We start from the raw sequence: 13806 nt of genomic DNA, 5'->3' as shown, positions 1-13806 counted from the left end.
ATACTGCCTTTACAAACCCTCGCTACCCTCTGGGGGCATGAAGGCAAACCGTCGAACCCTTTTAAAGGTTGCCGCAGGCTTCCTGCTTTCCCCGTTGGCCCGAGGACAGGCCTCCTTCCCCGAACCCCCGGTCCTCCAAAGCCGGGAAGGGCTATTACAGGTGCGGCTGAAGGTGGCCCCCACCCCTGTTGCCGTGGCTGGGCGGGAAGCGCAGCTTTGGACCTATGGGGGCAGCTTCCCCGGGCCTACCCTTCGGGTACGCCCCGGGGATACGGTTCGCCTCGAGCTGGAGAACCTCCTTCCCGAACCCACCAACCTCCACTGGCACGGGCTCCCCCTCTCCCCTAAGGTGGACGATCCCTTTCTGGAAATCCCGTCCAAGGAAACCTGGAGCTACGCCTTCGCCGTTCCTCAGGACCTGGCGGGCACCTTCTGGTACCATCCCCACCTGCACGGCCGGGTGGCCCCCCAGCTCTTTGCCGGCCTGGCGGGGGCCATCCTGGTGGAAAGCCCCCTGGACGGGATCCCTGAGCTTCGGGAGGCCGAGGAGCACCTTCTGGTGCTCAAGGACCTGCAGCTTGTGGGCGGCCGGCCTGCGCCGCACGGGCCCATGGACTGGATCAACGGCAAGGAGGGCAACCTCCTCCTGGTGAACGGGGCCTCCCGCCCCACCCTGCGGGCCGGCAAGGCCACCTTGCGCCTCCGCCTGCTGAACGCCAGCAACGCCCGCTATTACCGGCTCCAGTTGGAGGGACACCCCCTTTACCTTATCGCCAGCGACGGGGGATTCCTGGAGGAACCCTACGAGCTTTCCGAGCTCCTCTTGGCCCCTGGGGAGCGGGCCGAAGTACTGGTAAGGTTCCAAAAAGAAGGGGTCTTCCGCCTCCTCGCCCTGCCCTACGACCGAGGGGCCCACATGATGGGCGGGATGGAGCACATGGGCCACGGAGGGATGCCCATGGGGACAAGCCAAAGTAGCCCGCAAACCCTCCTCACCCTGGTAGCCCCGCCCCGTCCCAAACCCCTCCCCCTGCCCAAGGCCTTGGCCAAACCATCCGCCCTCAACCCCAGCCAGGCCAGGGTGACCCGGCGCCTCACCTTCACGGAGGACATGATGGCCGGAAAGTTCTTCATCAACGGCCAAACCTTTGATCACCTTAGGGTGGACTTCCAGGGACGGGCGGGGGAACTGGAGGTCTGGGAGGTGGACAACCAAGGGGACATGGACCACCCCTTCCACCTCCACACCCACCCCTTCCAGGTCCTCACGGTGAACGGAAAGCCCTTCCCCTACCGCGCCCTTAAGGACGTGGTCAACCTTAAGGCCAAGGAGGTGGTGCGCCTCCTGGTTCCCCTAAAGGATCTGCCTGGGAAGACCGTCTTCCACTGCCACATCGTGGAGCACGAGGACCGGGGCATGATGGGGGTGCTGGAGGTGGTCTAGTGCATCCCCACCCCCATCCTCCCCCGCCTCCCCCTCCCAGCCCCGGGGCCGGCATGCGGGCCACACCCCGGAGATGTTCCGGGACCGCTTCTTGGTTTGTCTTCTCCTCACCCTGCCGGTCCTCTACGCCTCCGAGGAGGTACGGGGTCTCTTCGGCCTTCCCCCCTGGGAGAAAGCCTCCTGGATCCCCCTCCTGGGAACCCTGATCTACCTCTATGGCGGCGGCGTGTTTCTCCAGGGGGCCCTGCGGGAGCTTGGGAGCAGGCGGCCAGGAATGATGACCCTAGTGGCCTTGGGAATCACCGTGGTCTACGCCTACAGCCTGGCCGTAGAGCTGGGCCTGGAGGGGAAGCCCTTCTGGTGGGAACTGGCCACCCTGGTGGACGTGATGCTCCTCGGCCACTTTTTGGAAATGAAGGCCATTCTGGGAGCTGGGGAGGCTTTAAGGGCCTTGGCCAGGCTGATGCCCCAGACAGCCCACCGGTTCCGGGATGGCCGGATCGAGGACGTGCCCATCAGTGCCCTTCAGGAAGGGGACCTCATCCTCATCCGCCCGGGGGAGCAGGTGCCCGCAGACGGCGTGGTGGTGGAAGGGGCCACCAGCATGAACGAGGCCTTCCTCACCGGGGAGTCCCGGCCCGTGGCTAAAGGGGTGGGGGATGAGGTCCTGGCCGGGGCATTAAACGGGGAGGGGGCGATCCAGGTCCGGGTGATTCGCACCGGAACCTCCACCACCCTGGGGCAGATCATGCGCCTGGTGGAGGAAGCCCAAGCTTCCCGAAGCCGCTTCCAGGACCTGGGGGACCGGGCGGCGGGGTGGCTTTTCTACCTGGCGGTGCTAGGGGGAAGCGCAACCCTTCTCCTTTGGCTTGGTGCCGACGCCTCCTTGTCCTTCGCCCTGGAGCGGGCGGTGACCGTGGTGGTCATCGCCTGTCCCCACGCCTTGGGCCTGGCCATTCCCTTGGTGGTGGTCAACGCCACGGCCATGGCCGCCCAAAGGGGCATCCTCATCCGCAACCGGGAGGCCTTTGAGAGGGCCACCGGCCTGCGATACGTGGCCTTGGACAAGACCGGTACCCTCACCGAGGGGCGGTTTGAGGTGCGGGGGGTGTATGCGGAGGGTTTACGGGAAGAGGAAGCCCTGGCTCTAGCCGCAGCCCTCGAGGCCGAGCCCGAAATCGGCCTCCTTCTTCCCTGCTCCCCTGCAACGTGGTCCTCCGGGAAACCGAAGGGGGCGTGGAGGTCCTCATCCAAGACCCGAGGCCATGTTCCGGGTTCTCCCCGAGGCCACCCAAAGGGCCCTGGCCCCCGTGGCCGAGGAGGCCCGGACCAGGCTCTCCCGCGCCCTTTCCCGGCTCTAAAGACCCATTCTCGCTTTTTCCTCCACCCCTCCCCTCAGGGGAAGGGGGGTAAAATCTCCTTAAGAAGAGAAGCGAAGGAGGTGCCCAGATGAAGGACAATCGCACCCACCACGCGCACGAGCACCATCACCACCCCTCCCCCTCCGAGCCCAAGCACGCCCATCCTCCCCACACGGGCCACGACAAGCACGCCGGGCACACCCCGGAGATGTTCCGGGACCGCTTTTTCGTAAGCCTCCTCCTCACCCTCCCCATCCTCTACTTCTCCGAACACCTCCAAGATTGGTTCGGCTACCGGGCAGCCCAGTTCCCGGGAAGCGCCTGGGTGAACCCCGTCTTGGGGACGATCCTCTACTTCTACGGCGGCCTGGTCTTCCTAAAGGGGGCGCTTCGCGAGCTTCGGGCGCGCACCCCCGGGATGATGACCCTCATCGCCCTGGGGATCACCGCGGCCTACGGCTACAGCCTGGCCGTCTCCTTGGGCCTTCCGGGAAAGCCCTTTTACTGGGAGCTGGCCACGCTCATTGACGTGATGCTCCTCGGGCACTGGCTGGAGATGGCCTCGGTGCAGGCAGCAAGCCGGGCCCTGGAGGAACTCTCCAAGCTCATGCCCACCACCGCCCACCGGATCTTGGGCGACCGCATAGAAGACATACCCGTCTCCGCCCTCAAAGAGGGGGACCTGATCCTTATCCGCCCCGGGGAGCAGGTGCCGGCGGACGGGGTGGTGGTGGAGGGCGCTTCCACGATGAACGAGGCCTTCCTCACCGGGGAGTCCCGGCCCGTGCCCAAAGAACCGGGAGACGAGGTGATAGCCGGGGCGGTGAACGGGGAGGGCGCCCTCAAGGTCCGGGTCACCCGCACCGGGGAGGCCACCACCCTAAGCCAGATCCTGCGACTGGTACAGGAAGCCCAAGCCTCCCGGAGCCGCTTCCAGGCCCTGGCAGACCGGGTTGCGGGGTGGCTCTTCTACATCGCCCTTACCCTCGGCACCCTCACCTTCCTCGTCTGGCTCGCCCTGGGACGGGACTTCAACTTCGCCCTCTCCCTGGCAGTAACCGTGGTGGTCATCGCCTGCCCCCACGCCCTAGGCCTCGCCATCCCCCTGGTCATGGTGAACGCCACGGCCCTGGCTGCCCGGCACGGCATCCTGGTCCGAAACCGGGAAGCCTTTGAACGCGCCCGGGAGATCCGCTTCGTGGCCTTGGACAAGACCGGGACCCTCACCGAGGGGCGCTTCGCCGTTCGGGCAATATACGCTGAGGAGTTTTCCGAGGAAGAGGTGCTTTCCCTAGCTGCGGCCCTCGAGGCTTTCTCGGAACACCCCTTGGCCCAGGCCATCGTGGAAGCGGCGGAAGGCAGGGGGCTTCCCCGCCCTGAGGTCCGGGACTTCCAAGCAGTCCCCGGCAAAGGCGTGGAGGGCACCCTCGAGGGTAAACGCTACCGGGTGGGCCGGCCCGAGTGGGCGGAGGAGCTTGGGCTAAGGGTGTCCGAAGCCCTAAAGCGAGGCCTCCGGGAGGCCGAAGGCCGGGGGGAAAGCGCCGTTGCCCTCATGGACGAGGAGCGGGTTTTGGCCTACTTCGCTTTGGCCGACCGCATCCGTCCCTCCGCCAAGGAAGCCGTCCAACGGCTGAAGGCCATGGGCCTCACCCCCGTGATGATCACGGGGGACGCCGAGGCCGTGGCCAAAACCGTGGCCCAGGAGCTGGGAATTCAGCGGTACCACGCCCGGGTCCTACCCCAGGACAAAGCCCGGATCGTACGCGAGCTCAAGACCCAAGGCCCCACCGCCTTCGTCGGCGACGGCATTAACGACGCCCCCGCTCTCCTCGAGGCCGACCTGGGCATCGCCATCGGGGCGGGGACCAACGTGGCCATCGAGGCGGCGGATCTCGTTCTGGTGGAAAGCGACCCCCTGGACGTGGTCCGCGCCCTCCTCCTCGCCCGGGCCACCTACGCCAAGATGGTGCAGAACCTCTTCTGGGCCACGGGCTACAACGCCATCGCCCTGCCCCTGGCCGCCGGGGTGGCCTACCCCTTGGGGATCGTCCTTTCTCCGGCGGTGGGAGCGCTTTTTATGAGCCTCTCCACGGTGATCGTGGCCCTAAACGCCACGCTCCTCAGACGGGTGCGCCTGGACTAGACTGAGGGCATGGACCTAAGCACCTTAAGGGTGGACTTCCCCCTGATCGCTGGGCGGCCCGACCTCGTCTATCTGGACTCCGCCGCCACGAGCCAAAAGCCAAGGCGCGTCATTGAGTCCCTGAAGCGCTTCTACGAGACCCTGAACGCCAACGTCCACCGGGGGGCCTACCGGCTTTCCGCCGAGGCCACCGAGGCCTACGAGGAGGCCCGAAAAAGGCTTGCCCGCTTCCTGAACGCAAACCCCCAGGAGATCATCTTTGTGCGCAACACCACCGAGGCCCTGAACCTGGTGGCCTACGCCTGGGGTCTCCGGAACCTGAAGGAGGGGGATGAGATCCTGGTCACGGAGATGGAGCACCACGCCGGGCTTGTGCCCTGGCACCTGGTGGCGGGGCTCAAGGGGGCCCGCATCAAGGCCATCCCCCTCACCGAGGAGGGCCGGCTGGACCTTTCCGCCTTGGACACCCTCCTCACGGAAAGGGTCAAGGTGGTCTCCGTGGTCCACATGTCCAACGTCCTGGGCACCATCAACCCCGTGGCGGAGATCGCCAGGAAGGCCAAGGAGGTGGGGGCCTTGGTGGTGGTGGACGGGGCCCAGTCCGCCCCCCACCTCCCCGTGGACGTGAAGGCCCTGGGGGCCGACTTCTTCGCCCTCTCCGGGCACAAGATGCTGGGGCCCACGGGGGCCGGGGTGCTTTGGGGCCGCTACCCGGTGCTGGAGGAGATGGGGCCCTTCCTGGGAGGCGGGGAGATGATCCGGGAGGTCCACGTGGACCGCTCCACCTACGCCCCCCCGCCCCAGCGCTTTGAGGCGGGCACTCCCCCCATCGCCGAGGCCATCGCCTTGGGGGAAGCCGCCAGCTACCTGATGGAGATCGGCATGGAGCGGGTCTTCGCCCACGACCGGGCCCTTCTGGACTACGCCCTGAGGCGCCTGGCGGAGGTCCCAGACCTCAAGGTCTACGGGCCCCAGGGGCCGGACCGGGGCGGGGTCATCCCCTTCACCCTAGGGCGGCTTCACGCCCACGACCTGGCCACCTTCTTGGATGAGGAGGGGATTGCGGTCAGGGCCGGGCACCACTGCGCCCAGCCCCTGCACCGGAAGCTGGGCCTTGCGGCCACCGCCCGGGCAAGCTTTTACCTCTACAACACCTTTGAGGAAGTGGACCGCCTCGTGGAGGCCCTCCTCCGCATCCACACCCGGTACCGGGCCTGGCTATAATGGGGGAATCCATGAGCGTCCTTGACGAGCTTTACCGGGAGATCATCCTCAAGCACTACCAGAACCCCAAGAACTTCGGGGTCCTGCCCCAGGCCACCAAGGTGGCGGGGGGCATGAACCCTTCTTGCGGGGACCAGGTGGAGGTGATGGTGCGGCTGGAAGGGGATACCCTGGCCGACATCCGCTTCCAGGGCCAAGGGTGCGCCATCAGCACCGCCAGCGCCTCCCTCATGACCGAGCTGGTGAAGGGGAAAAAGGTGGCGGAGGCCCTGGAGCTTTCCCGGAAGTTCCAGGCCATGGTGGTGGAGGGCGCCCCCCCGACCCGGCCCTAGGGGACCTGGTGGCCCTCCAGGGGGTGGCCAAGCTCCCCGCGCGGGTGAAGTGCGCCACCCTGGCCTGGCACGCCCTCGAGGAGGCCCTGAAGTGAAGCGCTACCCCGCCCATCGGGTGACCCCCCTTCTGGTCCAGTACCCCGACCTTATGGAGACCTGGAAGGAGGCCGCCAAGGCGGGGCTCCTGCGGGCGGAAACCCAGGATGGGCACAACTATGTGGTGGTGGAGGACCCAAGCCTCATCGCCCGGCTGAAGGCCTTGGGCGTGGAAGGCGAGCCCGTGGAGGAGGGATGACCCGCGGCCTGGTCTTTCTGCACGCCTTTCCCTACAACCCCCGCATGTGGGAAGAGGAGGTGGCTTATTTCCGGGGAAGGCTCCCGGTCCTCGCCCCCCACTACCTGGGGCTTTCCCTGCCCGATGGGGCGGAGAAGGTGCTCCGGGAGATGGACGAGGCGGGGATGGAGGAGGCGGTCTTCGTGGGGCTTTCCATGGGGGGCTACCTCATCTTTGAGCTTTGGCGCAAGGCCCCCGAGCGTTTCCTGGGCCTGGTCCTGGCGGACACCCGCGCCGGGGCGGACACCGAGGAGGGCAGGAAGAACCGCCTTTCCCTCAGGGAAAGGGTGCTGCGGGAGGGGGTGGGCTTCCTTCCCGAGGCCCTCCTCCCGGGCCACCTGGGGAAGACCACCCGGGAAGAGCGGCCCGAGGTGGTGGAAAAGGCCCGGGCCCTCATCCTGGAGGCCAGCCCCGAGGCGGTGGCGAATAGCCTCCTGGCCCTGGCGGAACGGCCGGACTCCACCCCGCTTCTTCCCGGGATGCGCCGCCCCGCCCTGGTCCTGGTGGGAGAGGAGGACACCCTTACCCCCCCGGACGAGGCCAAGGCGATGGCCAAGGCTTTACCCGACGCCCGCCTCCTCATCCTCCCCGAGGCCGGGCACCTGGCCAACCTGGAAAACCCCAAGGCCTTCCGCACCGCCCTCCTGGGCTTTTTGGCGGAGGTGCTTTAGCTACTCCGCCTTGGGTTCCCGGGCCATGAGGGCGGAAAGGGCCCTCAGGGGGTCTAAGCCCTCGTAGGCCACCCGGTAGACCGCCTCGGCGATGGGGAGCTCCACCCCCGCCTTCGCCTTCCAGGCCATGAGGGCCTTCACCGCATAAAGGCCCTCCACCACCCCCCGGTCCTCCAGGCGCTCCAAGGCCTCCCCCCGCACCAGCCTCTCCCCCGCCCCCCGGTTTCGGGAGTGGAGGCTGTAGGCGGTGGCCAGGAGGTCCCCCAGGCCGGAAAGCCCGTAGAAGGTGGCCTCCTCCCCCCCCAAGGTGGTGCCGAAGCGCACCATCTCCCTCAGGCCCCGGGTGAGGAGGGCCGCCTTGGCGTTGTCCCCCAGGCGGAGCCCGTCCACCATCCCCGCCGCCAGGGCCAGGACGTTCTTAAGGGCGCCGCCCAGCTCCACCCCCCGCCGGTCCCCGCTGGTGTAGACCCGGAAGGTGGGCCCGGAGAAAAGCTCCTGTACCCTTTTCGCCAGCTCCGAAGGCCCCGCGGCCACGCTGGCCGTGGGCAGGAAACGGGCCACCTCCTCCGCGTGGTTGGGGCCGGAAAGGGCGGCCACGGGCCTACCGGTCAAGGCCTCCACCACCTCGCTGGGGGTGTGCAGCCCCCCTTCCTTGAAGAAAAGCCCCTTGGTGGCGGAAAGGTACCAGGGGGCCCGGGGCAAAGCCCCTATGGTCTCCTCCAGGGCCTTGGAGGGCAGGGCCACCACCGCCAGCTCCGCCCCCTCCAGGGCCTCCTCAGGGTCGGCGGTGGGGTAGAGGTAGGCGGGAAGGGCCACCCCCGGCAGGTAGTCCCGGTTCTCCCGCATGGCCCTAAGGGCCTCCGCCTGCTCCTTGCGCCGGGCGAGGAGGGCGGTGGGCACGCCCTTGCTGGCCAGAAGCACCCCCAAAGCCGTGCCCCAGGCCCCAGCCCCCAGGATGGCCACCTTCATAGGAGAACGCTCACCTCCCAGGCCTCGTACCAAGCCGCCAGAACCAGGAAAAGAGCCCCCAGGTAAAAGGCCAAGAGCAAGGCCCTAAGGCCCTTCCTGTACCCCTCCCCCCGGACCGTTTTGGCCAGCAGCACAAGCCCCCCGAAGGTGACCAGGATGTAGGCCTGGAGTTCCAGGAGCAGGGTGGGCAGGTGGGCCAGAAAGGTGGGGCCCAAAAGCGCCGGGGAAAGGGCAAAGCCGAAGACCAGGTAACGCAGGGCGTTTAGGAGGAAAACCGGAACCCCAAGAAGCAAAGCGGGAAGGAGGCCGGTGAGGAAAAGCCCTTGGCTGAAGTTCCATTGGAAGATCACCCCGGCCAGGACCGGGATCCCCTTCCCCATGGCCTCCTCCAGGCCCAAGGCCTCGAGGGCCCCTCCAAACAGGGCCTGCACCGCCTTGGCCATCTCCGGCATCCCGTAGGCCAGGAGGGCCCCCAGGGCAAACAGGCCGTAGAGGCAAAGGTTGGTGAAAAGGTAAAGCCCCCTATGGGCGCGAAGAAGGGCCAGGGCCTCCCCAAGCCAGGCGCGAAAGGGGGAGGGCTGGAAGAGGAGGAAAAGCCAGAAGAGGCTCAGGAGGGAAAACCCCCACCCCGCCAGGGGGCTTAAAAGGTAGCTGGGAAGGGAAAGCCCCTGGGGGCGGAAGTAGACCCGCTTCGCCTCCCCCCCCTCCAGGACCACCACCACCTCCCCCACCTCCTCCCCCACGGCCGCGGGGAAAAGGACCCGGTTCCCCTCCACCTTGGGGCTATCCAGGTTGAGGGAGAGGCCCTTAGGGGGCGGCGGGAATAGGGCGTAGCGCTCCAAAAGCTTAGGGACTTCTTGAGGGGAAGCCCTGAGCACCTCCTCGAGGCTTGGGGAAAGCTCCCCCGCCCACCAAGCCTCCACCGCCTGGCGGGCCAGCTCCGCGGGGGAAGAGGCCAGGGCCCAAGGGAGCAGGACAAGAAGCCAGGCCAGGAGGCGCATGGCCTCAAACCTCCTCCAGGGGCACCCCATCCCGGCAGAGGGGGCAGGCCGCGGGAAGGTACTGGGGCACCTCCAGCCTCAGGAGGGCCCGGAAGGGAACGCCGAAGTCCACCTTCCCCCCGCTCCGGTCCACGATGGCCCCCACCCCCAGCAAAACCCCTCCCCTGGCCTCCGCGGCCCGTATGGCCTTCCTCACGCTCTCCCCGGTGGTCACCACGTCCTCCACCGCCAAAAAACGGTCGCCGGGGTTCACGGTGAGGCCCCGGCGCAAGGTCATGCCCCCCTGGCCGTCCTTTTCGGCGAAAAGGGCCCGGGCCCCCAGGGCCCTGGCCACCACGAAGGAGAGCACCACGCCCCCCAGGGCGGGGCCGATGACAAAGTCCACCCTCTCGTCCTCAAACAGCTTGCCCAAGGCCTCCCCCACCGCCTCCGCGTAGAGGGGGTGCTGCAGGAGGGCGGCAGATTGCAGGAAGACCGGCGAATGCAACCCCGAGCGCAGGAGGAAATGCCCTTCCAAAAGGGCGCCTGTCCTGCGGTAAAGCTCTAGGACATCCATCCCCCCTACTCTACCAAAGCCCGCCCAAACTCCTCCGCCGCCCGCAAAGCCCCCTGGAGATCCGGCCTACCCCCCGGGTAGAAGAGGGCCCGGCTAACGGTGGTTAAAAGCCCGGGGCCCTTCAAGGGCCTCCCCCCCTGCGCCCCCACCCCAGGGAGGAGCAGGGGGCCCGGGGGGCCACCTCCCGCACCCTCCCCACCGCCTCCGGGTAGGTGGCCCCCACCACCATGCCGATGCGGCTCCACTCCCCTTCGCGGTACGCCTCCCCCTCTTGGGCCAAGGCCTCCGCCAGATGGAGGTAAAGGGGCCTTCCCCCTACCTCCAGGTCCTGGAGGAAGCCCGAGCCGGGGTTGGAGGTCTTGACCAGGACGAACACCGCCCCCTGGCCCTCCTGGGCCGCCCGGAAGAAGGGGGTTAGGGCATCCAGGCCCAGGTAGGGGTTCACGGTGAGGGCGCTTCCCGGGAAGCGGAGGAGGTAGGCCTCGGCGTAGGCCTCGGCGGTGGAGCCGATATCCCCCCGTTTGCCGTCAAAGATCACCGGGAGGCCCATCACCCGGGCCCCGCTGGCCAGCTCCAGGAGGAGGGCCATCCCCTCAGGGCCCAGGGCCTCAAAGAAGGCCAGCTGGAACTTGACCGCGGCCAGGCTAGGGGCCAAGGCCTCCAAGAGTTCCAAGGTGTAGCGCCGTAGGTGGGGAATGGGTTCCTTGCCGTGAAGGCCCGGCCTGGGGTCCACCCCGAGAACCAGGGGGGGACGGGCGAGCGCCTCCAGAAAGTCCATGCCTCCCACTATAGGCCTTGACGGGCTGCCCACCCAGGCCCTAAAGTGGCAGGCGTACCTCAAGGAGGTGGTATGAAAAGACTGCTCCTGGCCCTAGCCCTACTGGTCCTCGCCGCCTGCCAGCAGCAGGCGCGGGTGGAACCCCAGGCCGCCCCCGGGTCCACCCAGACCTACATCGCCGTCCTGGAGCCCGGGGGAGGCCTGGCCCCCTTGGCCACCCGCTTTGGCGAAAAGCTCTCTGCCCTGGAACGGGAGCTTGGCCTCAGCATCCCCGCTGAGGACCGCCTCGAGGCCCTGGGGGCCGTCATCCTGCGCAACCTCACCCCGGCCCAGGCCCAGCGCCTGGCCCAGGACCCCCGGGTCTACGCCCTGACCCCGGACCGGGAGGTGCACGCCTACGCCCAGACCGTGCCCTGGGGTGTGGAGCGCATCGGCGCCCCCACCACCACCGCCAAGGGGGCAGGCGTGTCCGTGTACGTGGTGGACACGGGCATCAAGGTGGGCCACGAGGACCTCACCAACCTCAAGGGCGGCTACGCGGTGGTGAAGTGCCGGGGCAAGTGCCGCACCGCCTACGACGACGACAACGGCCACGGCACCCACGTGGCCGGGACGGTGGCCGCGGTGAACAACAGCGTGGGCGTCTTGGGCGTGGCCCCTGCCGCCGAGCTCTGGGCGGTGAAGGTCCTCTCCGGCTCAGGCTCCGGCTCCATCAGCGGCATCGTCCAGGGCCTCAACTGGGTGATCACCCACAATAACGGGGGGAAGCCCAAGGTGGTCAACATGAGCCTCGGCGGGGCCGGCACCGACGACCAAGACGGCCAGTACTGCCCCGCCACCCGCTCCACCGACGCCTTCCACAACGTCATCCAGAAGGCGGTGTGCGACCATAAGATCACCGTGGTGGTGGCCGCGGGCAACGAGGGGGACAACGCCGCCAACCACACCCCCGCCGCCTACGACGAGGTCATCACCGTAAGCGCCACCAACAGCCAAGACGACTGGCCCTCCTGGTCCAACTATGGCCCCGATGTGGACCTGGCCGCCCCCGGCGTGTCCATCCTCTCCACCTGGAATGCCTCCACCAGCAGCTACAACACCATTAGCGGCACCTCCATGGCCAGCCCTCATGTGGCCGGGGCCGCCGCCTTGGTCCTCTCCCGCTACCCCAGCTACACGCCCGCTCAGGTGAAGGCCTTCCTCCTGCAAAACGCTGAAAGCACCGCCACCTGGCAAAACACCTCGGGGCATCCGCACCCTGAGCCCTTCCTGAACGTGCGGGGCCTCTAGGCTTCTTCATGGAAGACCCCCCGCCCTTAGGCGGGGGGTCTTTTCTTCGGAAAAAAAGAAACCCCCCAAAAAGGGGGTACCGGTTTGAACCGCGGGGTCTTGAAAGCGCAGGAACGGGCCTGATGCTCCTTAGAAAGGAGGTGATCCAGCCGCACCTTCCGGTACAGCTACCTTGTTACGACTTCGCCCCAGTCACGAGCCCTACCCTCGGCGCCTGCCCAATGGCTCCCGGCGACTTCGGGTAGAACCCGCTCCCATGGCGTGACGGGCGGTGTGTACAAGGCCCGGGAACGTATTCACCGCGGCATGGCTGATCCGCGATTACTAGCGATTCCGGCTTCATGGGGTCGGGTTGCAGACCCCAATCCGAACTACGCCCACCTTTTTGCGATTCGCTCCCCGTCACCAGGTCGCATCGCTCTGTAGTGGGCATTGTAGCACGTGTGTCGCCCAGGCCGTAAGGGCCATGATGACCAGACGTCGTCCCCGCCTTCCTCCCGCTTTCGCGGGCAGTCCCCCTAGAGTGCCCGGCCTATCCCGCTGGCAACTAGGAGCAGGGGTTGCGCTCGTTGCGGGACTTAACCCAACATCTCACGACACGAGCTGACGACGGCCATGCAGCACCTGTGCTAGGGCTCCCTCGCGGGCACCCCAGGCTTTCACCTAGGTCCCCTAGCATGTCAAGGCCTGGTAAGGTTCTTCGCGTTGCTTCGAATTAAACCACATGCTCCACCGCTTGTGCGGGCCCCCGTCAATTCCTTTGAGTTTCAGCCTTGCGGCCGTACTCCCCAGGCGGCGCGCTTATCGCGTTGGCTTCGGCCCCCAGCTTGCACCAGAGACCTAGCGCGCATCGTTTAGGGCGTGGACTACCCGGGTATCTAATCCGGTTTGCTCCCCACGCTTTCGCGCCTCAGCGTCAGAAGTGGACCAGGTGGCTGCCTTCGCCATCGGCGTTCCTCCCGGTATCTGCGCATTTCACCGCTACTCCGGGAATTCCACCACCCTCTCCCACCCTCTAGCCTGAGCGTATCCCACGCTCCTCCACGGTTGAGCCGTGGCCTTTCACATGGGACGCCCCAAGCCGCCTACACGCCCTTTACGCCCAGTAAATCCGGGTAACGCTCGCGCCCTCCGTATTACCGCGGCTGCTGGCACGGAGTTGGCCGGCGCTATTACCTGGGTACCGTCATCCCCCTCCACAGGGCTTTCGTCCCCAGTTCAGGAGTTTACACCCCGAAGGGCTTCCTCCTCCAAGCGGCGTCGCTCCGTCAGACTCCCGTCCATTGCGGAAGATTCCTAACTGCTGCCTCCCGTAGGAGTGGGGCCCGTGTCTCAGTGCCCCTGTGGCCGGCCATCCTCTCAGACCGGCTACCCGTCGTCGCCTTGGTGGGCCTTTACCCCACCAACTAGCTGATAGGACGCGGGCCCATCCGGAAGCGGGTCGCCCCTTTAGTCATGCCCCACAGGACATGACCACATGGCGGATTAGCCTGAGTTTCCCCAGGTTGTCCGCCTCTTCCGGGTAGGTCACCCACGCGTTACTCACCCGTCCGCCGCTAAAGCAGGTATAAACCCGCCCCGCTCGACTTGCATGTCTTAGGCACGCCGCCAGCGTTCACCCTGAGCCAGGATCAAACTCTCCAACAAAAACGCCCGAAGGCGTGATCTTTCGTGCGTTGCCCTGTTCCTGCGCTTTCAAGATC

9 protein-coding genes, 1 rRNA gene and 4 pseudogenes are annotated in these 13806 nt (G+C 67.0%); 9 read left to right on the top strand and 5 right to left on the bottom strand.

From position 1 onward, the window contains the following. The first annotated feature begins 37 nt into the window (after nt 1–37). From BS74_RS02120 to BS74_RS02090, 8 genes and pseudogenes are all read left to right on the top strand, one after another. A complete protein-coding gene (locus tag BS74_RS02120) occupies nt 38–1444 on the top strand; it encodes a multicopper oxidase family protein (RefSeq protein ID WP_038055641.1) in 1407 nt (468 codons plus the stop codon). Between the two features lie 73 nt (nt 1445–1517). Further along, nucleotides 1518–2537, top strand: a pseudogene (locus tag BS74_RS02115) (HAD-IC family P-type ATPase); the annotation flags it as partial. Nucleotides 2538–2594: 57 nt separating this feature from the next. Further along, nucleotides 2595–2805: pseudogene (locus BS74_RS13110) on the top strand (DUF302 domain-containing protein); the annotation flags it as partial. 88 nt (nt 2806–2893) lie between these two features. Beyond that, nucleotides 2894–4948: a heavy metal translocating P-type ATPase gene (locus BS74_RS02110; protein WP_038055639.1), complete on the top strand. Its 2055-nt coding sequence runs from the start codon at nt 2894–2896 to the stop codon at nt 4946–4948. Between the two features lie 9 nt (nt 4949–4957). Further along, the gene (locus BS74_RS02105) at nt 4958–6172 is read left to right on the top strand and encodes a cysteine desulfurase (RefSeq protein ID WP_038055637.1); all 1215 of its coding nucleotides are present in this window, start codon (nt 4958–4960) and stop codon (nt 6170–6172) included. 11 nt (nt 6173–6183) lie between these two features. After that, a pseudogene (sufU, locus tag BS74_RS02100) lies at nt 6184–6599 on the top strand (Fe-S cluster assembly sulfur transfer protein SufU). Next, the gene (locus tag BS74_RS02095) at nt 6596–6799 is read left to right on the top strand and encodes a hypothetical protein (protein ID WP_038055635.1); all 204 of its coding nucleotides are present in this window, start codon (nt 6596–6598) and stop codon (nt 6797–6799) included. The pseudogene sufU and the gene BS74_RS02095 overlap by 4 nt, the downstream one beginning before the upstream one ends. Then, nucleotides 6796–7509 carry an alpha/beta fold hydrolase gene (locus tag BS74_RS02090; protein WP_038055633.1) on the top strand — a complete coding sequence of 238 codons (714 nt, stop codon included), beginning with the start codon at nt 6796–6798 and terminating at the stop codon, nt 7507–7509. The genes BS74_RS02095 and BS74_RS02090 overlap by 4 nt, the downstream gene beginning before the upstream one ends. On the opposite strand, the gene BS74_RS02085 is transcribed toward BS74_RS02090, so the two are convergent. The 4 genes and pseudogenes from BS74_RS02085 to pyrF form a co-directional block, all read right to left on the bottom strand. Next, nucleotides 7510–8478, bottom strand: coding sequence for an NAD(P)H-dependent glycerol-3-phosphate dehydrogenase (locus BS74_RS02085; RefSeq protein WP_038055631.1), 969 nt, complete (start codon nt 8476–8478; stop codon nt 7510–7512). Then, on the bottom strand, nt 8475–9479 hold the full coding sequence (locus BS74_RS12250; RefSeq protein ID WP_038055629.1) for a hypothetical protein: 1005 nt from the start codon (nt 9477–9479) through the stop codon (nt 8475–8477). The genes BS74_RS02085 and BS74_RS12250 overlap by 4 nt, the downstream gene beginning before the upstream one ends. Nucleotides 9480–9483: 4 nt before the next feature. Further along, a complete protein-coding gene (pyrE, locus tag BS74_RS02075; RefSeq protein WP_038055627.1) occupies nt 9484–10035 on the bottom strand; it encodes an orotate phosphoribosyltransferase in 552 nt (183 codons plus the stop codon). Between the two features lie 5 nt (nt 10036–10040). Further along, nucleotides 10041–10813: pseudogene (pyrF, locus tag BS74_RS02070) on the bottom strand (orotidine-5'-phosphate decarboxylase). 72 nt (nt 10814–10885) lie between these two features. Between pyrF and BS74_RS02065 the strand changes: the two are divergent. After that, nucleotides 10886–12103, top strand: coding sequence for a S8 family peptidase (locus tag BS74_RS02065; RefSeq protein WP_038055625.1), 1218 nt, complete (start codon nt 10886–10888; stop codon nt 12101–12103). A 133-nt stretch (nt 12104–12236) separates the two neighbouring features. Here BS74_RS02065 and BS74_RS02060 read toward each other — a convergent pair. Further along, nucleotides 12237–13750: ribosomal RNA gene (locus BS74_RS02060) — 16S ribosomal RNA — on the bottom strand. Nucleotides 13751–13806 lie beyond the last annotated feature (56 nt).

The sequence above is a fragment of the Thermus amyloliquefaciens genome, from assembly GCF_000744885.1.
GTDB classification, from domain to species: Bacteria; Deinococcota; Deinococci; order Deinococcales; family Thermaceae; genus Thermus; species Thermus amyloliquefaciens.
This window is presented reverse-complemented; position numbering and strand designations above follow the sequence as displayed.

Coding starts and splice junctions, on each gene's coding strand:
- BS74_RS02120 (WP_038055641.1), top strand. CDS start 38: ATGAAGGCAAACCGTCGAACCCTTTTAAAGGTTGCCGCAGGCTTCCTG.
- BS74_RS02110 (WP_038055639.1), top strand. CDS start 2,894: ATGAAGGACAATCGCACCCACCACGCGCACGAGCACCATCACCACCCC.
- BS74_RS02105 (WP_038055637.1), top strand. CDS start 4,958: ATGGACCTAAGCACCTTAAGGGTGGACTTCCCCCTGATCGCTGGGCGG.
- BS74_RS02090 (WP_038055633.1), top strand. CDS start 6,796: ATGACCCGCGGCCTGGTCTTTCTGCACGCCTTTCCCTACAACCCCCGC.
- BS74_RS02085 (WP_038055631.1), bottom strand. CDS start 8,478: ATGAAGGTGGCCATCCTGGGGGCTGGGGCCTGGGGCACGGCTTTGGGG.
- BS74_RS12250 (WP_038055629.1), bottom strand. CDS start 9,479: ATGCGCCTCCTGGCCTGGCTTCTTGTCCTGCTCCCTTGGGCCCTGGCC.
- pyrE (WP_038055627.1), bottom strand. CDS start 10,035: ATGGATGTCCTAGAGCTTTACCGCAGGACAGGCGCCCTTTTGGAAGGG.
- BS74_RS02065 (WP_038055625.1), top strand. CDS start 10,886: ATGAAAAGACTGCTCCTGGCCCTAGCCCTACTGGTCCTCGCCGCCTGC.